General features: G+C 70.8%; 17 protein-coding genes. 8 read left to right on the top strand and 9 right to left on the bottom strand.

The window, feature by feature from the left end:
- Window positions 1-305 precede the first annotated feature (305 nt).
- A complete protein-coding gene (locus ABZX22_RS24445) occupies window positions 306-3,119 on the top strand; it encodes a BTAD domain-containing putative transcriptional regulator (RefSeq protein WP_354912978.1) in 2,814 nt (937 codons plus the stop codon).
- Here ABZX22_RS24445 and ABZX22_RS24450 read toward each other — a convergent pair whose 3' ends face one another.
- Window positions 3,120-4,637 carry a helix-turn-helix domain-containing protein gene (locus tag ABZX22_RS24450; RefSeq protein ID WP_354912979.1) on the bottom strand — a complete coding sequence of 506 codons (1,518 nt, stop codon included), beginning with the start codon at window positions 4,635-4,637 and terminating at the stop codon, window positions 3,120-3,122.
- Between the two features lie 93 nt (window positions 4,638-4,730).
- Between ABZX22_RS24450 and ABZX22_RS24455 the strand changes: the two genes are divergently transcribed.
- From ABZX22_RS24455 to ABZX22_RS24465, 3 genes are read left to right on the top strand one after another with little or no spacing between them, the layout of a single operon-like run.
- On the top strand, window positions 4,731-6,893 hold the full coding sequence (locus ABZX22_RS24455; RefSeq protein WP_354912981.1) for a molybdopterin cofactor-binding domain-containing protein: 2,163 nt from the start codon (window positions 4,731-4,733) through the stop codon (window positions 6,891-6,893).
- A gap of 41 nt (window positions 6,894-6,934) precedes the next feature.
- Complete coding sequence (locus tag ABZX22_RS24460) at window positions 6,935-7,192, top strand: EF-hand domain-containing protein (protein ID WP_354913191.1); 258 nt, start codon at window positions 6,935-6,937, stop codon at window positions 7,190-7,192.
- A gap of 53 nt (window positions 7,193-7,245) precedes the next feature.
- On the top strand, window positions 7,246-8,619 hold the full coding sequence (locus ABZX22_RS24465; protein ID WP_354912983.1) for an NCS2 family permease: 1,374 nt from the start codon (window positions 7,246-7,248) through the stop codon (window positions 8,617-8,619).
- Window positions 8,620-8,641: 22 nt separating this feature from the next.
- On the opposite strand, the gene ABZX22_RS24470 is transcribed toward ABZX22_RS24465, so the two are convergent.
- Window positions 8,642-9,712, bottom strand: a complete 1,071-nt coding sequence (locus ABZX22_RS24470) for an excalibur calcium-binding domain-containing protein (RefSeq protein ID WP_354912985.1) — start codon at window positions 9,710-9,712, stop codon at window positions 8,642-8,644.
- A 137-nt stretch (window positions 9,713-9,849) separates the two neighbouring features.
- On the opposite strand from ABZX22_RS24470, the gene ald reads away from it, so the two are divergent.
- Window positions 9,850-10,965 (top strand): alanine dehydrogenase, encoded by a 1,116-nt coding sequence (gene ald / locus ABZX22_RS24475; protein ID WP_354912987.1) that lies wholly within the window; start codon window positions 9,850-9,852, stop codon window positions 10,963-10,965.
- Window positions 10,966-11,013: 48 nt separating this feature from the next.
- Here the strand turns inward: ald and ABZX22_RS24480 are convergent, their stop codons facing one another.
- Entirely contained in the window at window positions 11,014-11,733 is a 720-nt protein-coding gene (locus ABZX22_RS24480; RefSeq protein ID WP_354912989.1) for a DUF3105 domain-containing protein, read from the bottom strand.
- Window positions 11,734-11,828: 95 nt separating this feature from the next.
- Between ABZX22_RS24480 and ABZX22_RS24485 the strand changes: the two genes are divergently transcribed.
- Window positions 11,829-12,452, top strand: coding sequence for a DUF305 domain-containing protein (locus ABZX22_RS24485; protein WP_354912991.1), 624 nt, complete (start codon window positions 11,829-11,831; stop codon window positions 12,450-12,452).
- A gap of 82 nt (window positions 12,453-12,534) precedes the next feature.
- Window positions 12,535-12,828, top strand: a complete 294-nt coding sequence (locus ABZX22_RS24490) for a DUF3467 domain-containing protein (RefSeq protein WP_354912993.1) — start codon at window positions 12,535-12,537, stop codon at window positions 12,826-12,828.
- Here ABZX22_RS24490 and ABZX22_RS24495 read toward each other — a convergent pair.
- The 3 genes from ABZX22_RS24495 to ABZX22_RS24505 form a co-directional block, all read right to left on the bottom strand.
- A complete protein-coding gene (locus ABZX22_RS24495; RefSeq protein WP_354912995.1) occupies window positions 12,798-13,868 on the bottom strand; it encodes a low specificity L-threonine aldolase in 1,071 nt (356 codons plus the stop codon). The two genes, ABZX22_RS24490 and ABZX22_RS24495, sit on opposite strands and share 31 nt — an antisense overlap.
- Complete coding sequence (locus tag ABZX22_RS24500) at window positions 13,865-14,494, bottom strand: SDR family NAD(P)-dependent oxidoreductase (RefSeq protein WP_354912997.1); 630 nt, start codon at window positions 14,492-14,494, stop codon at window positions 13,865-13,867. Before ABZX22_RS24500 ends, ABZX22_RS24495 begins: the two co-directional genes overlap by 4 nt.
- A 73-nt stretch (window positions 14,495-14,567) precedes the next feature.
- Window positions 14,568-16,622, bottom strand: coding sequence for a DUF6421 family protein (locus ABZX22_RS24505; RefSeq protein WP_354912999.1), 2,055 nt, complete (start codon window positions 16,620-16,622; stop codon window positions 14,568-14,570).
- 176 nt (window positions 16,623-16,798) lie between these two features.
- Here ABZX22_RS24505 and ABZX22_RS24510 point away from each other — a divergent pair, with 176 nt between their 5' ends.
- Window positions 16,799-17,500 (top strand): hypothetical protein, encoded by a 702-nt coding sequence (locus ABZX22_RS24510; protein WP_354913001.1) that lies wholly within the window; start codon window positions 16,799-16,801, stop codon window positions 17,498-17,500.
- Here the strand turns inward: ABZX22_RS24510 and ABZX22_RS24515 are convergent.
- From ABZX22_RS24515 to ABZX22_RS24525, 3 genes are all read right to left on the bottom strand, one after another.
- Entirely contained in the window at window positions 17,440-18,102 is a 663-nt protein-coding gene (locus ABZX22_RS24515) for a response regulator transcription factor (RefSeq protein WP_354913003.1), read from the bottom strand. The genes ABZX22_RS24510 and ABZX22_RS24515 overlap by 61 nt on opposite strands.
- 63 nt (window positions 18,103-18,165) lie before the next feature.
- Window positions 18,166-19,710 carry a serine/threonine-protein kinase gene (locus tag ABZX22_RS24520; protein WP_354913005.1) on the bottom strand — a complete coding sequence of 515 codons (1,545 nt, stop codon included), beginning with the start codon at window positions 19,708-19,710 and terminating at the stop codon, window positions 18,166-18,168.
- The gene (locus ABZX22_RS24525; protein WP_354913007.1) at window positions 19,710-21,197 is read right to left on the bottom strand and encodes a hypothetical protein; all 1,488 of its coding nucleotides are present in this window, start codon (window positions 21,195-21,197) and stop codon (window positions 19,710-19,712) included. Before ABZX22_RS24525 ends, ABZX22_RS24520 begins: the two co-directional genes overlap by 1 nt.
- Between the last annotated feature and the right edge of the window lie 74 nt (window positions 21,198-21,271).

A 21,271-nucleotide genomic window follows, 5' to 3' on the forward strand; every position in this document is an offset into this window, starting at 1 on the left:
TCACTGTCCTCGTCGCGGCAATTGCCACGGTTGGAGGACATGGTACGACCGCAGGTGCCGAGGTGTCGCCTAAGGGACCGAGCTACGACTACCTCTGCTGCTAGTGCCCTTCAGTCCTTGCTGGAAAGTGCCGCGGTCAAGCCCTCGAATCGCCACAATTCGGGGGCTTCGGCATTCCCATGGGGGATTAACAGCGTAACCAACCCGTCTACATTTCAACTACAGGCCATATCGATCTTCGATCGTCTGCGTTCCTGAATGTGGTTGCCGTTTCACCATCCCCCGCGGCGAATCCGGAGGCTCGTGTGTTCATCGCTCTCCTGGGCCCGATGCTCGGACGGCTTCATGGACGCGAGGTCTCGCTGGGCGCGCCGCGTCAGCAGGCGATCGCGGCCATCCTCGCCTGCTCTGCCGGCGAGGTGGTGCTGAAGGAGCACCTCATCGACGGGCTCTGGGGCGAGGACCCGCCGAAGAGCGCCGAGCAGAGCGTCTACACCTACGTCGCCGGGCTGCGCAGCGTGCTCGAACCCGGTCGCGGCTCCCGTGAGGAGCCGAGGATACTCGTCGGCGTCCCCGGCGGCTATTCCTTACGCGTCGATCCCCTCCACGTCGACTGCGTGGCCTTCGCCGGCCATCTCGACGGGGCGGCGCGCCGGCGCGCGGAAGGCGACCTGCGCGGCTGCCTGCGCAGCCTGGACCTGGCGCTGGAGTTGTGGCGCGGGCCCGCGCTGCCCGGCGTGCCGGGGCCGTTCGCCGAGGGGCGCCGGCAGCACCTCGACGAGCTGCGCGTCACCGCCATGGAACGCAGGGCCGAGGTCATGGTCGAGCTCGGCAGGCACCAGGAGATCCTGCCCGCGCTGATGGCGCTGGTGGCCGAGCATCCGCTGCGTGAGGGGCCGCGCGAGTCGCTGATGCGGGCGCTGCACCTGGGCGGGCGCCAGGCCGAGGCGCTGGAGGTCTTCAGGGAGGGCGAGCGCGTGCTGGCCGAGGAGCTGGGCGTCGATCCCGGCGAGCGACTGCGCGCCTATCGCGACGTGATCCTGCGCGGGCAGACCGCGCCACCCGCCCAGGCCGTCGTCGCGGTCCCGCGCCAGCTCCCCCGCGACCTGCTCGGTTTCGTCGGCCGCACCACCGAGCAGCTCAGGATCCGCTCGCACCTCGCGCCCTGGGACGAGGCGCCGCCCGCGCCGGTCGTGGCGATCTCGGGGCCGCCGGGCGCCGGCAAGTCGGCGCTGGCCGTCCGGGTGGCGCACGCCGTCGGTCACCGCTTCCCCGACGGGCACCTCTACGTCAACCTGCGCGGAGGCACTCCGGGCGTCAAACGGCTGACCCCCTCCCAGGCGCTGGGCCGGCTGCTCAGAGCGCTCGGCACCGCGCCTGAACGGGTGCCGCTGGACCTCGACGAGGCCGCGGCGCTGTGGCGCGACCTCCTCAGCGACCGGCGGATCCTGGTGCTGCTCGACGACGCTGCCAACCTCGCCCAGGTACGGCCGCTGCTGTCGGTTCCCGCCGGCTGCTCGGTGCTGGTGACCAGCAGGGAGACGCTGACACCCGCCGACGACTGCGTCCAGGTACGCCTGGGAACCCTCCAGGACGCCGAGGCCGTCACCATGCTGGCCAGGCTGACCGAGGCCGGCCGTACCTCCGCCGACCCCGCGGCGACCACCCGGCTGGTACGGCTGTGCGACGGGCTCCCGCTGGCGCTGCGCATCGCCGGCGCCCGGCTGGCCAGCCGTCCCGACTGGACGGTCGGCATGCTGGTCGACCGCCTGGCCGACGAGCAGCGCAGGCTCCACGAGCTGGAGGCCGGCGACCTGGCCGTCCGGTCGGGGCTGACGGCCAGCTGGCAGGCCCTGCACGACAGCGACCATCCCACCGACCGGACGGCCGCCAGGCTGCTCGTGCTGCTGGCCCTCATCCGGGTGCCCGACGTGAGCACCCGGGTCGCCGCCGCGCTCCTCGACGCGGCGCCCGCCGACGCCGAGCGCGCCCTCGACCGGCTGGTCGACGCCAACCTGCTCGAGCGGGGCCGCGCGTGGCACTACCAGATGCACGACCTGGTCAGGCTGTTCGCCGGCGAGCACGCCGTCACCGACCGCGCGGCGTGCCTCGAGCGGGTGCTGGGCTACTACCTCGTCACCGTCGAGCACGCCACCCGCCTGCTGGACCCGCACCGGGTGCAGGCCGACATCCCGGCCGTCGACATGCGCCCGCACCCGCTGGCCGACCGCGACGAGGCCCACGACTGGCTCAACACCGAGGAGCCCAACCTGGTGGCCGCGGCCGCGCAGGCCATGGACGATCCGCACGAGCGGATCGCCCGTCTGGGGGCGGCGCTCAGCATCGCGCTGCGGTGGTTCCAGCGGCACTCCTACCGGTTGGCGGACATGATCTCGCTGTGCCAGCGGGCCCTCGCGGTCGCCAGGCGGCTGAGCGACGAGGCGATGGCGCTGGAGGCCCACGGCGGGATCGCCAGCGGCTTCGGCCACCAGGGCCAGGTCGACGCGGCGGTCCGCCACCTGAACGAGGAGCTCAGGCTGGCCAGGCGGCTCGGCGACCGGTTCGCCGAGCAGCGCGCGCTCGGCAACCTGGCCAACTCCTACGTGGACGTGGGCCGCCACGACCTGACGCTGCGGCACGCCATGGCGCAGCTGGAGATCGCCACGGAGATCGGCTCGCAGGTCGGCCAGCGCTACGCCCTGCTCATGGCGGGCCAGGCCAACGGCCGCCTGCGCAGGTTCGCCGCGGCGGAGGAGTGCCTGACCAGCGCGCTGGCGATGGCGCGTCGGGTCGGCGATCTCGGCCACGAGGGCGCCATTCTCGGCGTGCTGGGCCTGGTCAAGGTGGACAAGGGCGATGTCGAAGCGGGTGTCGAGGCGCTGTCGGCAGGGCTGAGGGCCGCCCGAACCGTGCGGTTGCTGAGCACCGAGATGGACTGCCTGATCGCGCTGGCCAGGGCGTACCGGCTGCTCGGCGACCAGCGCAGGGCGCGCGCCTACCTGAGCGAGGCCGCCGTGCTCTCCCAGAGCATGCAGACGGACGAGGTCCGCCGCCAGGTGGCCGAGGAGCGGGAGGCCCAGGGAGCGGGTGCCGCGCTCCCCCAGGCCGGCCTGGTCTGATCAGCGGGCCCGCAGGGCGAGGAAGAAGTCCACCCGGTCGGCCATGGTCGACAGGTCCCTGCCGGTCAGCTCCTCGACGCGCCTGATCCGGTAGCGGACCGTGTTGACGTGCACGTGCATCCGCTCGGCGCAGGCGTTCCACGAGCCCGCCGTGTCGAGGAAGGCGCCGAGGGTGCGCACCAGCTCCGACTGGTGCTTGGCGTCGTAGTCGACGAGCGGGTCGAGCAGCCGCTGCGTGAACGAGCGCCGGACGTCGCCAGGCACGGTGGCCAGCAGCAGGTCGTGGGTGTAGATCTCGTCGCTGGTGACGACGCCGCCGGAGCGTGCGGCGGCCATGCGCAGGGCGTGGCCCGCCTCCTCGATCCCGCCCCTGAGCGAGGCGGCGCCGGTGAGGGCGCCGCTCACCCCGATCGACACCCGGGTGTCGCGCAGCGCCGACAGCACGCCGAGCCCCGCCCGCAGCCGGTCGGCGAGCGCGGAGACCGGGACCGGGACCGAGACCGGGGCCGGGGCCGGGGCCGGGGCCGGCAGCGGGACGAGGGCGACGGCGCTGTCGGTGCCCGCCGCGGCCACCACGTCCCGGCCGAGCAGTTCCTCCAGCACCTGCCCGCCCAGCGTGGCCGGGTCAGGGCCGCGGGTGGCGCCGGGGCGCGGGGCGGTCGCCGTCACCACCGCGTACGGCTGGCCGGGCCCCAGCCCGCACGTGCGCAGCCGGGCGTTGAGCTCGGCGGCATCGGCCTCGGCGGACAAGGCGGCGCCGACGAGCTGCTCGACGAGGCGGCGCTCGACCCGCCTGCCCTCCTCCATCCTGGTGCGTTCGAGCGCGACGCAGGCGGCCAGCTCGAAGCCGAGGTCGGCGCGGCCGAGCAGGTCCCCCTCGCAGGCCAGCACCCAGCCGGCGGCGCGATGCCCCCGGCCGACGCCGAAGAGCGTGTGGCCGTGCGCCGCGCACGGCAGCCGGGACGCCGACAGGTAGGCGCGGGCCAGCCGGACCGGGTCGGGGCACGAGCCGACGACGATCTCGCCGGTGGAGGACAGCACCGCGCCGGTGACGCCCAGCTCGGCGGCGGTGAGCGCGAACAGCTCGCCCAGGCCGGCGCCTTCGGCGACGGCGTCGACGATCCTGCGCTGGCGGCCGAGCGCCGCCCTGACCTCGCCCGACAGCCGGGGCGCCGCCGCCTCTTCGACGGCGCGGAAGGCCACGGCGGTCGGGATCTCCAGCAGCGGCATGCCCGCCTGCGCGCAGGCGGCCACGAGGTCGTCGGGCACGTGGCCGAGCCACGCCTGGCCCGCGCCGAGGGCGGCGACCCCCGCGGCGCGCAGGGCCGCGACGAAGCGGGCGGAGTCGGCCGCCTCGTGCCGCCACATCAGGCCGGTGAGCACCAGCTCGCCGCCGCTCAGATAGCGGCCGGGCTCGGGCAGGTCGGTGACGTGCACGGCGGTGAACTCGGTGTCCTCGTCCCCCGCCAGCAGGACGAGGCCGAGTTCCGAGGCGGCGAGCAGGTCCCTGATGCGCACTTGGAGGAATATACAAGTCGGCCCAAGGACGGCTTACCGCGATTTCACATCGCACACATAGGCCCTCCCTCCGCCGGGTGCTGTACTCGGAAGATGACGGAGACGGCCAGCACGACGCGGCAGGGCGTGGGCGAGAGCGTCCGGCGCCCCGACGCCGTCCTCAAGGTGACGGGCGAGTTCGCCTACTCCTCCGACCTGTGGCTCGACGACATGGTGTGGGGCGTGACGCTGCGCAGCCCGCACCCGTCGGCCTGGATCAGGTCGATCGACATCGGCCCCGCGCTGGCCATGCCGGGGGTGCTGGCGGTGCTCACGCACGAGGACGTGCCCGGCGAGAAGTTCTACGGCCTGGAGCACAAGGACCAGCCGGTCCTGGCCATCGACCAGGTCCGCTACCAGGGCGAGCCGGTGGCGCTCGTGGCGGCCGATCATCCGGAGACCGCGCGCAGGGCCGCGGCGGCCGTCGTCGTCGACTACGAGGTGCGGGAGGCGGTCACCGACCCCCGGCTGGCCACCGAGTTCGTCCGCAGGCAGCCGGTCAAGGTGGGCGACACCTTCACGGCCGAGGTCGTCGTCACCGGCGAGTACGAGGTGGGCATGCAGGACCAGGCCTTCCTCGGACCCGAGTCGGGGCTGGCCGTACCGGCGGAGGACGGCGGGGTCGATCTCTACATCGCCACCCAGTGGCTGCACGTCGACCGCGACCAGCTGGCGCCCTGTCTCGGCCTGCCGCCGGAGAAGGTACGGCTGACGCTGGCGGGCGTCGGCGGTGCGTTCGGCGCCCGCGAGGACCTGTCGATGCAGGTGCACGCCTGCATGCTCGCGCTCCGCCTGAACCGGCCCGTCAAGATCGTCTATGGGCGTGAGGAGTCGTTCTTCGGCCACGTGCACCGCCATCCCGCCTGGCTGCGATATGAGCACGGCGCCACCCGCGACGGCAGGCTGGTCTACGTCAAGGCCGAGATCCTCCTGGACGGCGGCGCCTACTGCTCCTCCTCCCCCGCCGTCGTCGGCAACGCGGCCTCCCTCGGCGTCGGCCCCTACGAGGCGCCCAACGTCGACATCCTGGCCACCGGCGTCTACACCAACAACCCGCCGTGCGGCGCGATGCGCGGCTTCGGCGCGGTGCAGGCCTGCTTCGCCTACGAGTCGCAGATGGACAAGCTCGCCGCCGCCTGCGGCCTCGACCCGGTCGAGATCCGCGTCCGCAACGCCGTCTCCCAGGGCTCCGCCCTGGCCACGGGCCAGATCATCGACTCGCCCGCGCCGCTGGCCGAGATGCTGCGCGAGCTGGCCGCCATGCCCCTGCCGGGCCCGGCCACGGACGACCTGCGCGACCTGCCGGGCGGCGTCTCCCAGACCACCCACGGCGAGGGGGTACGGCGGGGCGTCGGCTACGGCGTCGGCATCAAGAACATCTGCTTCTCGGAGGGCTTCGACGACTACTCCACCGCCAGGGTGCGCGTCGAGCTGATCGGCGGCGAGCCCCACGTGACCGTGCACACCGCGGCCGCCGAGGTTGGACAGGGCCTGGTGACGATCCAGGCCCAGATCGCCCGCACCGAGCTCGGCGTCGACAGGGTGACGGTGGCCACGGCCGACACGCGGGTCGGCTCGGCCGGATCGTCGTCGGCCTCGCGCCAGTCCTACGTCACGGGCGGCGCGGTCAAGGCGGCCTGCGAGGCCGTACGGGCACGGTTCGAGGGGCTGCCGGTCGTCGAGGCGCTGGAGAAGTACGGGCCGATCGAGGAGACCAGGGAGTACCGGCACCGGCCCACCTATCCCATGGACCCGGTCACCGGACAGGCCGACTCCCACACCCAGCTCGCGCTGTGCGTGCACCGCGCGGTCGTCGACGTGGACGTCGAGCTCGGCCTGGTCAAGGTCGTGGAGCTGGCGGCCGTGCAGGACGTCGGCAGGATCCTCAACCCGGTCGCGCTGGAGGGCCAGATCCACGGCGGCTCGGCGCAGGGGCTGGGGCTGGCGCTCATGGAGGAGATCCAGGTGCGCGACGGCCAGGTGCTGAACCCGTCCTTCACCGACTACCTCATCCCGACCGTGCTCGACATGCCGCCCATGCAGACGTCGATCAAGGAGAACCCCGACCCCGCCGCGCCGTACGGGCTGCGGGGCGCGGGCGAGCCGCCGACGCTCTCCTCCACGCCCGCCATCGTGGCCGCCGTCCGTGACGCCACGGGCGTCGCGCTGACCAGGGTTCCGGTACGGCCGGAGCACATCGTCGGGGTCCCTGCCTGACAAGGGCGCGGCCACGCTAGGTTGGATGCTCGACAGCACGACTGAACACGGAGGAAAAGGCCCACATGTCCGAAGCGCGCGAGGCGGCCAAGGCCGAGTTCGAGAAGTTCGACACCGACCACGACGGCGTGCTCACGGCGGGCGAGATCCGGCAGGTGAACCAGGCGCTGGGCGGCCACGGGGTCACCGACGAGGAGATCGAGGCGTTCGTCGCGTCGGCCGACCGGGACGGCGACGGCAACATCACGCTGGACGAGTTCGTCGCCCTGGTCGGCGGCGGCAAGCACGAGCAGCGATAGCCGCAGGGGAAACGGGGTAGGAAAACGATCATCCCCCTGCGTGCGTAAGGGGGATGATCGTGCTCGACCGGCTGTTCGAACTGTCCGCCCGCGAGGCGACGGTCGGACGCGAGATCCGCGGCGGGATCACGACCTTCATGGCGATGGCCTACATCGTCCTGCTCAACCCGATCATCCTGGCCGGCGCCAGGGACGTCACGGGCGCGCGGCTCGACATCGGCCAGCTGACCACCGCGACCGCGCTGGCGGCGGCGGTCAGCACGCTGCTGATGGCCTTCGTCGGCAACGCGCCCTTCGGTGTGGCGGCCGGCCTCGGGCTGAACGCGGTGGTGGCCTACCAGGCGGCGCCGCACATGACGTGGGCGCAGGCGATGGGCCTGGTCGTGCTCGAAGGTCTGGTGATCATCCTGCTGGCGGTCTCGGGCATCCGCAGGCTCATCATGGACTCGATCCCGCTGGCGCTGAAACACGCCATCAGCGTGGGCATCGGGATGTTCATCACGCTGATCGGCCTGGTGGACGCCGGGTTCGTCTCCGGTACCGGCGCCACTCCCCTTCAGCTCGGCGCCACCGGGCGGCTGACGGGCTGGCCGGTGGCCGTCTTCTCCTTCGGGCTGCTGCTGATGATCATCCTGTTCGTCCGCAAGACGCCCGGCGCCATCCTGCTCTCGATCGTGATCACCACGCTGGTCGCGATCCTAGTCAACGCCGTGGCCACCATCGACCCGAAGCAGTGGGGCATCGTCGTGCCCCACGTGCCCGAGGCCGTCATCTCGCCGCCCGACTTCGGGTTGATCGGCAACGTCGACCTGTTCGGCGGGTTCGTCACCGCGGGCGCGGTCACCGCCACCATCGTGCTGTTCACGCTGGTGCTGTCTGGATTCTTCGACGCGATGGGCACCATCATCGGGGTGGCCGACGAGGCGTCACTCGTCGACACCCAGGGCCAGGTGCCGCGGCTGGGCGCGATCCTGACCGTGGACGGCATGGCGGGCGTGATCGGCGGCCTGTGCAGCGCCTCGGCCAACACGGTGTTCGTGGAGTCGGCGGCCGGCGTGGGCGAGGGCGCCCGCACCGGCCTGGCCAGCGTCGCGACGGGCGCGCTGCTGGGTCTGACCATGCTGTTCACGCCGCTGGCCGAGGTGGTGCCCGCCGCTGCCGCCGCGCCGGCGCTCGTGCTGGTGGGCGCGCTGATGATGACGCAGAGCCGCAACGTGCCGTGGGAGGACCTGGAGCTGGCGATCCCGGCGTTCCTGACGATCGTGCTGATGCCGTTCACCTACAGCATCACCAACGGGGTGGGCGCGGGGGTGATCGTCTACACCGTCATCAAGGCGGCGCGCGGGAAGTACGCCGAGATCCCGGGGCTGCTGTGGGTGGTCTCGCTGATCTTCGTCGCCTACTTCGCGCTGAGCGGCCTGTTCTGACGGCCCGGCACCGGCACGACGTCTAGCCGTCCTGCGGGTCGCAGGCGAAGCCGTCGCCGTCCTTGTCGGTGTACCAGTAGTACTGCGGGTGCCTGCCCTTCTGGTACGGCCCGCCGTACCCGGCCGCCCGCGCCTCCTTGCAGGTGGAGTAGCGCTTCTCGGTGCCGGCGTCGAGCGAGGAACGCGTGCTCCGGGAGGCGTCGGCGGACGTGCCGAGCCCCGCGCCCGGTGACGCCGTGGCGGTCGTGCGGACCCCGGACTGGCCGGTGCCGGGCTGGGTGGTCCCCGGCTGGGCTCCGGGCGGGGTCGTCCCGGTCCCGGTGGTGCCGGGCTGCGTACCGGGCGGCGTGGCGCCCGGTTGCGTACCCGGCGGAGTGGCGCCGGGCTGCGTACCGGGCGGGGTGGTGCCGGGCTGGGGCGTGGTGCCGGGTGTGGTGCCGGGCTGGGGCGTGGTGCTCGTGCCGGGGACGCCCGGCTGGGGCGGGGTGGGGGTGACGGCGGCGCCCAGCATCGCCTTGACCAGCGCGTCGGCCTTGTCCTTGGTGAAGCCCGCGATGCTGACGCTGTCACCGCTCATCTGCTGGGCGACCGTGGGCGCGGCCAGCACGGTGGCGGTCTCGTTCTGGCCGACCAGGATGGCGATCTGCTGGTCGACGCGCTCCTTCATCAGCGCGGCCAGCGCGTCGCGGAAGGCCGGGGCGACCGCGATCCTGACGCCGTAGCTGTCCTTCTCCTTCACCGTCTCGATCGCCTGCACCGCCGAGACGGGCACCGCCTCGGACAGGAAGTAACAGATCTTCCCATCCTGGGAGAGCGCCACCTTCTGGCCCGGGCACGGGGAGGCCTTCTGGTCCTCGACGGGGGCGAAGTAGATCGGCTCGCCCAGCCTGATCGGCGGTTTGCCGCCGAACAGCGGCGAGTCGGGGTTCCTCGTCATGAGCACCGCGACGGTGCCGAGCACGCCCGCGGTCAGCACGACCAGGACGAGGGAGACGATCAGCACGATGGTGGTGAGCCTGCTCGCCTTCGGCCCCTCGGGGACCGCTGCGGGCTGCGCCCCGGGCGGACGCCCCGGCGGCGGCGGTTTCTCCATCCGTGAACCCCATCCTGACTGGTGCTTCCGCAGAGCCTAGCGAGGACGGCAGGAACCGGGAAATCATCGACAGTCTGCCAAGAACCTTGGCACGGTCCATACAGAGTGTCACCCCCGGCCTGGGGGACATTGGAGATATGAAGGTCGGAGTTCCTCGCGAGGTCAAGAACCACGAGTATCGCGTGGCCCTCACACCCGCGGGCGCGCACGAACTGATCAGGCATGGACATCAGGTCTTCGTCGAACGGGACGCGGGAAGGGGGTCGTCCATTCCCGACGAGGACTTCGTCGCCGTCGGCGCGGTGGTGCTCGACGGGCCCGACGAGGTGTGGGGCATGGGCGACCTCGTCCTGAAGGTCAAGGAGCCCATCGCCGAGGAGTACCACCGGATGCGCAAGGGGCAGGTGCTGTTCACCTACCTGCATCTGGCGGCCTCCGAGGCGTGCACGAGGGCGATGCTCGACGCGGGCGTGACCGGCATCGCCTACGAGACCGTGCAGGCGGACAACGGCGCCCTGCCGCTGCTCGCCCCGATGTCGGAGGTGGCCGGACGGCTCGCGCCGCAGGTGGGCGCCTACCACCTGATGCGCCCCGAGGGCGGCCGCGGCGTGCTGATGGGCGGCGTCTCCGGTGTGCGGGCGGCGAACGTCGTCGTGATCGGCGCGGGCGTGTCGGGGATGAACGCCGCGGCGATCGCCCTCGGCATGCAGGCTGAGGTGCTGCTTCTCGACCGCAACATCGACAAGCTGCGCCAGGCCGACATGATCTACCAGGGCTACTGCCAGACGATCGCCTCGAACACGCTGGAGATCGAGAAGGCCGTGCTGGAGGCCGACCTGGTGATCGGCGCGGTGCTGGTGCCGGGCGCGAAGGCGCCGACGCTGGTCACCAACGAGCTGGTCAGCAGGATGAAGCCGGGCTCGGTGCTGGTCGACATCTCCATCGACCAGGGCGGCTGCTTCGAGGACTCCCGGCCCACCACGCACGCCGAGCCGACCTACCCGGTGCACGACTCGCTGTTCTACTGCGTGGCGAACATGCCGGGGGCGGTACCGCACACCTCCACGTTCGCGCTGACGAACGTCACGCTGCCCTACGCGCTGGCCATCGCCGACAACGGCTGGCTGGCGGCGCTGCGCAGCGACCGCGTGCTGGCCCGGGGGCTGAGCACGCATGAGGGGCGGCTGCTCAGCGAGCCCGTGGCCGAGGCGCACGGGCTCGTGGCGACGCCGATCGCCGAGGTGCTCGGCTAGCGGGAGCCGTCGCGCCGGTCACCCGCGATCGGCGAGACGGCTCCTGGCTCAGGACTTGGCGGGCGACGGCGTGGCCGAGGGCGCGAGCGACTCGTGCGGCAGCGGCGTCGTCGTGTTCTTGGGCTCCGGCGGCAGCGGCTGCTGGTCGGCGGTCGAGGTGATCGCGTACTCGCCGCCGCAGGTGGCGCCGAGCTCAGGGGTGTCGGGCCCGTTCTGGTACTTGGTGATGAACTTGGGCAGCTTGGCGTCGCCGGCGTCCTGGAAGGTCAGCTGGTGTCCCCAGGTGCTGGCCACGATGGGGGCCGGCAGGCCGGGGTACGGGCTGACCAGCATGTACTTGGAGTCGCCTGTCGACTCGGCGATCGTCTTCAGCTTCTCGAGCTGGGCCTTGGGCAGGTCGGGGCGGTAGGTGATCCAGACGGCGCCGTGCTCGAGCGAGTGAACCCCGTGCTCGTTGTGGATGGGCTTGTCGTAGATCGCGCACTGCTGCCAGTAGTTGTTGTGCTTGCCGCCGACGGGCGGGCTCTCCTTGTACTTGACCGAACTCCAGACGTGCTCGCCGCCCGCGTAGGAGACGTTGGTCACCGCGTCGAGCGAGGTCGCCTGCCGGTCCTTCACGATGTAGAAGCCGACGCCGCCGACCAGAAGGAGGATGACGAGACCGCCCACGCCCCACATCAGCATGGCGGACCGGCGCTCCTTGGCCTTCTGCTCCGCCCGCATCTTCGCCAGATGCTCGCGTCGCGCCTGCGCCTTCTCCTTCGTCATCAGTTCCTCCATGGGGTCACCAACTGCGGGTCACCCTATGCCCTCGGGGCGTATGTGGCGAATAAGGAAGGACCGGTGAGTAGTCTGGGAAAACGATGACGAAAAAGCCTCTTCTGATCGCGGGATTCGCCGCGCTCGCGGTCGCCGCCCTGCTGTTCTTCGTGATGGGCAGGACCGGCACCCCCACCGACTCGTCCGCCGAGGCCGGATTCGCCCGTGACATGGGCAAACACCACGCGCAGGCGACCGAAATGGCCTTCGCCGCGCGCGACAGGTCGGCCTCCCCCGACATCAGGAACCTGAGCGAGGACATCATCGTCACCCAGACCGCGCAGCGCGGGATGTTCATCGGGTGGCTGCAGCAGTGGGGGCTCGACCAGGCGAGCGCCCGTCCCGAGATGGCGTGGATGGTCGGCCACGCGGGCCACGGCGGCACCCAGGACAAGCCCGAGCCGATGCCGGGTGTGGCCACCCCGGAGGAGATGGCCAGGCTCAGGAGCCTGCAGGGCAAGGATGCCGAGATCTTCTTCCTGCAGTTGATGATCCGCCATCACGAGGGCGGCGTGGAGATGTCCAAGGGCCTGCTGGAGCTGTCGGACCGGGCCGAGGTGAAGGGGCTGGCCCAGCAGATCGTCAACAGCCAGACCAGCGAGATCAAGCTGATGACGGACCTGCTGAAGCAGCGCGGCGCGGCGCCCCTGCCGTCGATCCTCCGGTAGCGGCGCGCGGCCCAGCCGTGTGGGTTCTGCGGTAGCGGCGCGTGACCATGCCGTGGATCCGGAAATAGGGCACGATGGCGACATGGGAGAGCCCGAAAGCCGCCTTGAGGTCAGCATCTCGCCGGAGGTGGAGGCGGGGCAGTACGCCAACTTCGCCTCTGTCTGGCACACCCGCGACGGGTTCGTGCTCGACTTCGCGGTGATCACCAGGCCGCCGCAACTGGCGGAGGAGCCCGAGTCGGGACAGCCCGTGGTGAGCGTCCCGACTCGGATCGTCAGCCGTATCAGAATTCCGCCGAGCCAGGTCTTCGAACTGATGAAGGCCCTGGAGCAGCAGCTGACCGCCTACGAGAAGGAGATCGGCGGCTCGCCCTGAAGCTCCTCGGCCACGGCGGCGGCGAAGGCGTCGACGTCGGCCTCGGTGGTGTCGAAGGAGCACATCCAGCGCACCTCGCCGGTGGCCGCGTTCCAGGTGTAGAAGCGGAACCGCTTCTGCAGCCGCTCGGTGACGTCCTGGGGCAGGCGCACGAAGACCGCGTTGGCCTGCGCCTCCCTCGAAAGCTCAGCCCCGGGGATGTCGCGGACGGCCGCGGCCAGCCGCGCCCCCATGGCGTTGGCCTGCCGGGCGTTGCGCAGCCACAGGTCGCCCGACAGCAGGGCCTCGAACTGCGCTGAGACGAAGCGCATCTTCGAGGCCAGCTGCATGAACGTCTTGCGCAGGTAGTCGACGCCGGTGGCCGCCTCGGGGTTGAGCACGACGACGGCCTCGCCGTACAGCAGGCCGATCTTGGTGCCGCCGAACGAGAGCACGTCCACGCCCGCGTCGGTGGTCAGCGCGCGCAGCGGCACGTCCAGCGCGGCGGCGGCGTTGGTGAGCCTGGAGCCGTCGAGGTGGACGGTCATCCCCAGCCCGTGGGCGTGCTCGCAGATGGCCGCGATCTCGTCCGGCGTGTAGAGGGTGCCGAGCTCGGTGGTGTTGGAGATCGAGACGACCTTGGGCTGGGCCCGGTGGACGTCGCCGAAACCCCACGCCTGGGTGTCGATGAGGGCGGGCGTGAGCTTGCCGTCGGGCGTGGGCACGGTGAACAGCTTGATGCCGCCCACGACCTCGGGCGCGCCGCCCTCGTCGGTGTGGATGTGCGCGGTGTCGGCGCAGACCACGGCCTCCCACTGCCGGGTCATGGCGCGCAGCGAGACGACGTTGGCCGCGGTGCCGTTGAAGACCGGGTAGGTCTGGGCTCCGGCGCCGAAGTGGCTCCTGAAGATCTCCTGCAACGCCTCGGTGTAGACGTCCTCTCCGTAGGAGATCTGGTGGCCCTCGTTGGCCGTGACGATGGCCTGGAGGATCTCCGGGTGCACGCCTGCGTAGTTGTCGCTGGCGAACGCCTTGAGAGCGGGGTCGTGGCGGGGAATCACTGGGTGAGGTCCAATCGGATGCCGTTGATCTCGTCGGCGGGCCGCTCGTACAGCTGCGCGACCGCCTCGGCGAGGGTATCGACGTGGGTGAACCCGGCGAACTTCGCCTCCGGCTTGGCGGCCTTCATGGCGTCGTTCAGCAGCGCCTTGACCACGAGGACGGTGGCCGCCGAACCGGTGTCCTTCAACGCGTCGGCCAGCGAGAACGTCCACGCCTCGGCGGCGGCCTTGGCCGCCGCGTAGCAGGCGCCGCCCGCGGTGGGCTTCTCGGCCGCCTTGGCCGACACGATGACGAACCGGCCGTTGCTTGACTTCCTGAGCAGCGGCTCGAAGGCCAGCGTCACGTGCTGCAGGGTGCGGACCAGCAGGTCGTGCAGGACGGCCCAGTCCTCCAGGTCGGTGTCGGCGAACGTCTTACCGCCACGCCACCCGCCGACCAGGTGGACGACGCCGTCGACCTGGCCGTGCTCGGCCTCGATGCGCTCGGCCAGTGCCTGGACGGCGCCGCGGTCGAGCAGGTCGACGTCATCCTTGTCCACGCCGATGACCGTGTGACCGTTCTCGGTGAAGTGCTTGGCGACGGCCTGCCCGGTAGGCCCGGCCGCACCTGTGATCAGAAGGATCATGCTGTGCTCCATCGGTCGTTCGCCCTCCTCGTTCCCTCCGCGGAGAGCTCGCTCCGCTCCCTCTCCACTCCGCTCACTGCGTCGGGCTCACTCCAGTGATCCCCTTCGTGGACTCGACGACGTCACCGAGCTTACGGCGGAGGGCCTCGTAGAACATGCTCAGGGGGAACTCGTCGGGCAGCACGGCGTCGACCATGGCCTTCTGCTCCTCGGGAAGCCGGCCGGTCTTCCACACCGAGCGCGGGTGCGGCTCGACGTAGGCGGTGACCAGCTCGTAGGCGGCGATCCAGTGCGCCATCTTGGCGCGGTCGATGCTGTCGCGGTAGAGCTTCTCCACCTCGCCGCGCAGGTCGGCCACGCCGTCGGCGACGCGGTTCCAGTCGATCGACAACCGGTTGTCGGTCCACCTGATGATGTCGTTGCGGTGCAGGTAGGCGAACAGCAGCTGGCCGCCGAGCCCGTCGTAGTTGCGCACCCGCTCACCGGTGATGGGGAAGCGGAAGAGCCGGTCGAACAGGATCGCCAGCTGCACGTAGCGCGCGTGCGGCACGCCCGCCGCCTCCAGCTTGACCGCCTCGCCGAACGCGGTGAGGTCGCAGCGCAGCTCCTCCAGCGAGTACAGCCAGTACGGCATGCGCTGCTTGATCATGAAGGGGTCGAACGGCAGGTCGCCGTGGCTGTGGGTGCGGTCGTGGATGAGGTCCCACATGACGAAGGTGTCCTGGGCCAGTTCCTGCGACTCCAGCAGCCTGGCCGCGTCCGGCGGCAGGTCCAGCTTGAGCGTCAGGGCGGCGGCGCTGCTGACCGAGCGGAAGCGCGCGGCCTCCCGGTCGGCGAAGATGCCGCCCCAGGTGAAGCGCTCGGGCGCCTGCCGTACCGCGACGGTCTCGGGGAACAGCACCGCCGAGAAGGTGTCGTAGCCGGCGGTGAAGTCCTCGAAGGCGATCGGCACGAACAGCGGGTTGTCGTAGCCGTTGGACTCGAGCTCGGCCAGCCAGTCGGGCCAGATCGTGCGGATCCAGACCGCTTCGAGGTTGCGGTTGGGGTTGCCGTTCTGGGTGTACATGGGGAACACCACGAGGTGCTCCAGGCCGTCGACGCGCTGGGTGTCGGGGTGGAAGAGGTTGAGGGAGTCGAGGAAGTCGGGCACGCCGAGGCCCTGCTCCAGCCACTTGGCCAGGTCGGCCTGGACGGCCTGCAGGTAGGCGGCGTCGTGCGGGAAGTAGCCGGACAGGCGGCCCACGAGGTCGGAGACGTAGCCGACGAGGGCGGCGGCGGCCTGCTTGTCGTCGGGGACCGAGCCGTCCTTGGCCTGGAGCGGGCGCAGCTCCTCGACGACGGCCTTGAGCTGGGCGAACAGCTCGGACTTGGCCTCGTCCTGGGCGCCGGCCGGACGGGTGGCGGACGGCACCCGGGCCGCCCACGTCACGACGTTGCCCCACAGGGCGCGGTGGTCGTAGTCGTCGATGGAGTCGTCGCCGAACAGGTCGGAGTCGGCGAAGGCCACGACCTTGCCCTTGCCGTACTCGACGGAGACGGCCAGGGGCGCGCCCGCGGGGTCGGCGGTGGCGGAGGTGGTGAACAGCACGGTGGCGTCGTCGCGGGCGGTGAGCACGCCGGAGCGGTAGAAGCAGGCGCTGCCGACGCCGGCGAGCACGCCGCCGGTGGCGGGGGTGCCGAGCACCCAGGTGGCGACGCCGCGGTGGGCGTTGCCGGGGTCGCGGACGGTGGTGTGGGTGATGCCGATGCCGAAGCGGGCGAGCAGCTCGGCCAGGTTGTTGCCGTACTTGTCCTGCTCCTCTTCGGCCAGGACGATGAGCCCGCCGCCGTCGGCGACGAAGGACTCGATGGCGTTGAGCTCGTCGGCGGTGAAGACGGGGCTGCCCTGGCCGGTGGTCCGCTCCCAGCGCTGCTGCGACGGGTGGGCGATCACCAGGACGTCGTGGTCGGCGAGCTGCTCCAGGCTGCCGGAGGTGACCCGGTGCCCCAGGCGGCGCAGCAGGTCGGCGGCGCGCGCGTAGCTGTTGTCGTCGGGGTGGGCGGGATTGATGGCCTCGGCGACCTCACGCCTGATCGTCCACGACTCGCTGTGCCCTTCGTCGAACAGCACCCTGGGGAACGCTCGCATGAAAATCTCCTGTTTCGGACGCTCTCTTACGGAAAATATACACATAAGACGGGCATGGACCGCCATACCCTCCCGAATCGCGAGACAGGGGTGGCGTCCCGCTCCCCCGGCCGGGTGACGGCGGATCGGTCAGCAGACGGACGACCGGCGGGCCGGCGCGACCTAGCGTGCCTGGCATGCTCAACAACCAGGTCGCCTTCCGCAGGATCGCGGCGGGCACGCTCCTCATCACCGCACCGCTGCTGCAGGCGGTCGCCGTCGTCGTCGATCCGGGCACGTGGGGCGACGACCGCGAGGCGGTCAGCTTCGGGGTCAACCCCACCCTCGCCCAGCTGCAGTCCGCGCTCTACCACTGGAGCTGGCTGCTGATGGCCGTGGCCGCGCTCGGCCTGGCCCACCTCACCCGGCGCCGCAACACCAGGCTCGGCCACGTGGCCGCCGCCATGTCGGTGATCGGCTACAGCTCGCTGTCCGGCATGCTGATCATCGACCCGGTCGAGTGGTGGCTGGGCCGGCACCACCCGCCGGAGCGGGCACAGCAGATCATGGACGAGATGCTCGGCCTGCCGATCACCGTGGGCGCCTTCCAGCCGTGGATGTTCCTCGGCCTGATCGGCCTGCCGCTGCTGACCGTGGCGGTGTGGCGGTCCGGCTTCGTCGGCTGGTGGGTGCCGCTGGTCGTCACCCTAGGCTACCTGGGCTCCTTCGCTGTGCCGTACGGCCCGCTGACCGTGCCCTTCTGGTGCGCGCCCGTGCTCGCCCTGGGCTGGACGGGCCTGAAGGTGCTACGCATGGGCGACGCGGCCTGGGCCGCTTACTACCCGATGGCGGCGCCCGGCCGGACCACGCCCGACTCGTACGCGAACACGACGGCCTGAGCCCGGTCGCGCAGGTGCAGCTTCATCAGCACGCGGGCCACGTGCGTCTTGACCGTGGCCTCCCCGACGAACAGCTCGCGGGCGATCTCGGCGTTGGTCAGCCCGCGGGCCAGCAGGCGCAGCACCTCGAGCTCGCGCGGAGTCAGGTCGGCCAGCTGCGGCGGCGGGGTGGGGTCGTGCCGCCCGGCGAAGGAGGCGATGACCCGGCTGGTCACCGCGGGGTCGAGCAGGGCGTCACCGGCGTGCACGACCCTGATCGCCTCCACGAGCTGCTCGGGCGGCGACACCTTGAGCAGGAAGCCGCTGGTGCCGGCGCGCAAGGCGGCGTAGAGGTTCTCGTCGGTGTCGAACGTCGTCAGCATGACGACCTTCGGCGGCGCGGGCTCCTCGAAGATCTTCCTGGCCGCGGCGAGGCCGTCCATGCGGGGCATGGAGATGTCCATCAGCACGATGTCCGGACGCGTCCGCCTGACCACGGCCAGCGCCTCATGACCGTCGGCGGCCTCGCCGACGACCTCCATGCCCTCTTCGCTGTCGACGACCATGCGCAGGCCCACTCGGACCATGGCCTGGTCGTCCGCGATGACGATGCGAATACCCACACGCGGAGAGTAGACGTTGGGGACGCTCTTGCCCATAGGGGTACAGCGGGCTCCAAGTCAGGCTCAAGTGAGCGCCACACTCGTCTTGATCTTCGCCAGCGTCTCGGGGTCGCACGCTTCCGGCGCGCAGAAGTAGAGGATGAGCGCCGGCTTGGTGGGCGTCTCGACGAGATAGCCCGTCACGTTCAGCTCGGTGGAGTGGTCGGGGCTCTGCATGAAGCCCGTGAACTCGGTGGCGGGCCGGCCGGCGACCAGCGCCTTGCTGGGTTCGCTGTTGAAGGTCACCTTGCCCGGCATCATCGTGTTGAGCGTCTCCTGCATGGTCTGCAGGTCGGCCTTCGGATCGAAGGTGTCGGCCAGCTGGACGAACACGCCTTGGGTGTCGGCCGGATCCAGGGTGTGGACCTCCTTCCAGTCGGCGTCAGGGCCCGCGACGAACAGCGACTCGAACTGCGGGGCGCTCGGCGAGGCCAGCGCGAAGAGGTCCAGGTGCGTCTCGGCCGTCCAGCTCTCGGGGTAGTCGAAGCTCATCGGCACCGCGGCGGACGGCTTGTAGACCCGCATCTCCTCGCTTCTGTTGGTCAGGAAGAGCACGGCGGCGACGGCGATCGCGGCGAGGACGGCGACCGCCCCGGTCAGGAAGAGCACCAGCTTCTTCCGCCTGCGCGGCGGGGCGCCGGCGGCGCGCTTGGCCGTCCTGGGCTTGGCCGCACGGGTCTTGGCCTCCGGCGGGATGCCGGTCTGCTGCTGCGGGCGCGTGGGCGCGTACTCGCCGCTGATGGCGTCGCGCAGCGCGCCGACGAACGCCGTGCAGGTGGGATAGCGCTGTTCGGGCGACTTCGCCAGCGCCTTCATCATCACCCCGTCGACCTCGAGCGGTAGTTCCTGGCGCAGGTGCGACAGCGGTGTCGGCGCCTCGGCCAGGTGCGCCCACAGCAGGGCGACGTCGTTGTCGCGTTCGAACGGCATCCGCCCCGCCAGGGCCTCGTAGACGACGCAGGCCAGCGCGTACTGGTCGGCGCGGCCGTCGATGTGCTCCTTGTTGATCTGCTCAGGCGACATGTAGCGCGGTGTGCCGATGAACTGGTCGGTCTGCGTGAGCCCGGTGATCGAGGTGCGGTGCTTGGTGATGCCGAAGTCGGTCAGGTAGACGTGGTCGCCCGCCAGCAGGATGTTGGCCGGCTTCACGTCGCGGTGGATCAGGTCGTGCGCGTGGGCGGCGTCCAGTGCCGCGGCCACCTGCGCGGCGATGGAGTTGACCTGACCGACCGGCATCGGTCCCCGGTCGTAGATGAACCTGCGCAGGTCGAGGCCGTCCACATAGCGCATCGAGATGTAGAGCACGCCCTTCTCGTCGGAGTTGGCCTCGTAGATCGGGATGATGTTGGGGTGCTCGATGCTGGCGACGGTCCTCGACTCCAGGATGAAGCGCTGACGGAAGCGGTCGTCCACGCTGAGGAGCGGATTGAGGATCTTCAGGGCCACGCGGCGGCTCAGGCGGGGGTCCAGCGCAAGGTAGACCACCGCCATGCCGCCTTTGCCGATGACGTCCTCGATGTAGTATCCCGCGACCTCCTGGCCGATCAGGGATCTCTCGTTCAAGTGCATCACGTTTCGATCGGGTGGCCGCAGTAGCCACAGAACCGGTGCGCGGGGCCCAGTTTCATACCGCAGGACGTGCAGAACTTCGCCTGTTGCTGTGCGGTCAGCACAGGCTGCGACTGCGGTTGTTGCGGTGGGACCGCAGGGAAGTTCTGCGATCGTCTGACCATCACGGTCGGATTGGCGCCGTCATCAGGCGGCGGCGCGCCGACGTGAACCTCCTGCGGCTGCATCTCCTCCAGTTCTTCTCCTTCGGGTCCGGCCCTGCGGCGGCGCCGCCACAGCAGCACCGCGATCCCCGCGGCCAGCGCCAGCAGGACCGCCGCCCCGACGACGAACGGCCACAGCGGGATGCTGGTGGGCGGGGGCGTGGTGGCGGCCTTGCGGGCGCCGATGTCCTGGGCCGTGCCCTTCTTGGCCAGTGAGTCCTTCAGGTGCGCCTGGGCCACGGGCTGACCCGGGTAGTAGTCGAGCACGCGTTTGAAGGCCGGCGCGGCGTCGGTGTAGTTGTGGGTGTGGTACCGGGTCAGCGCCGCCTCGAAGGCGGCGTCGAGCGGACCCCTGCGTGCGGGCGTCTTGGCGGCGGCCAGCGCGGAGGTGATCTCCCTGACGCCGATCATCCGTGCCACCGTGCCACCACCGACCAGCAGGCCGATGACGTGGCCGTCCTTGTCACCGATGATGGGCGCGCCGAGCATGCCCTGGTCGATCAGCTTGCCGAGCTTGACGGGCTCGTCGACCTTCTTCTGCGGGTCGGCGAAGGTCCGCCCGCCCTCACCCGCTCCGCCGGGACCGAGGTGCGCGATGTCGACCTTGATGGGCTGCGTGGCGGCCGGCCTGCCGAGGAATCCCGCGACCGCGGTCGGCGCGCCGACCTTGTCGGGCACCTTGTCGGCCAGCGGCGCCGTGGGCATCCCGATGCCGCCCTCGGACGTCGAGGTCGGCCGCAGGACGGCCGGCGACAGCGGGTCGTCGCCGAGCTTCACGACCTCGGCCTTGAACCCCCGGCCGGCGGGCGTGATGTTCGGGAACACCGTGATGTCCTGCTTGATGTCGACGATGCAGGTCGACATCTTGCTCTTGAGGTCGTAGCAGAGCTGGAGATGGTGGTTGAGCTGATCGTCCGACACCGTGTGCCGGTCGAAGTCGGCGGGGACGTTCACCTTGTGGTAGTCGCCGAACACCTTGTTCGCGGCGTAGACCGCCAGGTCGTTGTCGGTGTGGACGACCTGGGTGAGCGTGACGAGCGTGCCGTCGGGATTGACCACGGTGCCGATGCCCGTCCCGATGGGCACGTCATAGGTGCGCTCGATGTGCAGCAGCTCGCCGACGTGGTCGAGCAGGGTGATGTCGATGATCGCCTTGGCCTCGACCCGCGCCACCGCGGGCGTGACCAGGTCGGTGATGCCGCTGGGGTGCTCATGCGCTAATGCCGGGGGCACGCTCAACATCGCGACGGCGACCGCCACTCCGGGCACTGCGAGACGCCTCATAACGAGCTCCCTACCGACGACAGAACCAGACTCCCAACCGCCCACCGAAAGTCAATCGTGACAAGCGCTTGCTT

Origin of the sequence: Nonomuraea sp. NPDC003804 (assembly GCF_040610675.1) — a bacterium.
Lineage (GTDB): Bacteria > Actinomycetota > Actinomycetes > Streptosporangiales > Streptosporangiaceae > Nonomuraea.

What these genes read in the sequence shown, in the direction of transcription:
- ABZX22_RS24455 (WP_354912981.1), top strand. Translation starts at nt 4,731, where the DNA reads ATGACGGAGACGGCCAGCACGACGCGGCAGGGCGTGGGCGAGAGCGTC.
- ABZX22_RS24465 (WP_354912983.1), top strand. Translation starts at nt 7,246, where the DNA reads ATGATCGTGCTCGACCGGCTGTTCGAACTGTCCGCCCGCGAGGCGACG.
- ABZX22_RS24470 (WP_354912985.1), bottom strand. Translation starts at nt 9,712, where the DNA reads ATGGAGAAACCGCCGCCGCCGGGGCGTCCGCCCGGGGCGCAGCCCGCA.
- ald (WP_354912987.1), top strand. Translation starts at nt 9,850, where the DNA reads ATGAAGGTCGGAGTTCCTCGCGAGGTCAAGAACCACGAGTATCGCGTG.
- ABZX22_RS24480 (WP_354912989.1), bottom strand. Translation starts at nt 11,733, where the DNA reads ATGACGAAGGAGAAGGCGCAGGCGCGACGCGAGCATCTGGCGAAGATG.
- ABZX22_RS24485 (WP_354912991.1), top strand. Translation starts at nt 11,829, where the DNA reads ATGACGAAAAAGCCTCTTCTGATCGCGGGATTCGCCGCGCTCGCGGTC.
- ABZX22_RS24490 (WP_354912993.1), top strand. Translation starts at nt 12,535, where the DNA reads ATGGGAGAGCCCGAAAGCCGCCTTGAGGTCAGCATCTCGCCGGAGGTG.
- ABZX22_RS24500 (WP_354912997.1), bottom strand. Translation starts at nt 14,494, where the DNA reads ATGATCCTTCTGATCACAGGTGCGGCCGGGCCTACCGGGCAGGCCGTC.
- ABZX22_RS24505 (WP_354912999.1), bottom strand. Translation starts at nt 16,622, where the DNA reads ATGCGAGCGTTCCCCAGGGTGCTGTTCGACGAAGGGCACAGCGAGTCG.
- ABZX22_RS24510 (WP_354913001.1), top strand. Translation starts at nt 16,799, where the DNA reads ATGCTCAACAACCAGGTCGCCTTCCGCAGGATCGCGGCGGGCACGCTC.
- ABZX22_RS24520 (WP_354913005.1), bottom strand. Translation starts at nt 19,710, where the DNA reads ATGCACTTGAACGAGAGATCCCTGATCGGCCAGGAGGTCGCGGGATAC.
- ABZX22_RS24525 (WP_354913007.1), bottom strand. Translation starts at nt 21,197, where the DNA reads ATGAGGCGTCTCGCAGTGCCCGGAGTGGCGGTCGCCGTCGCGATGTTG.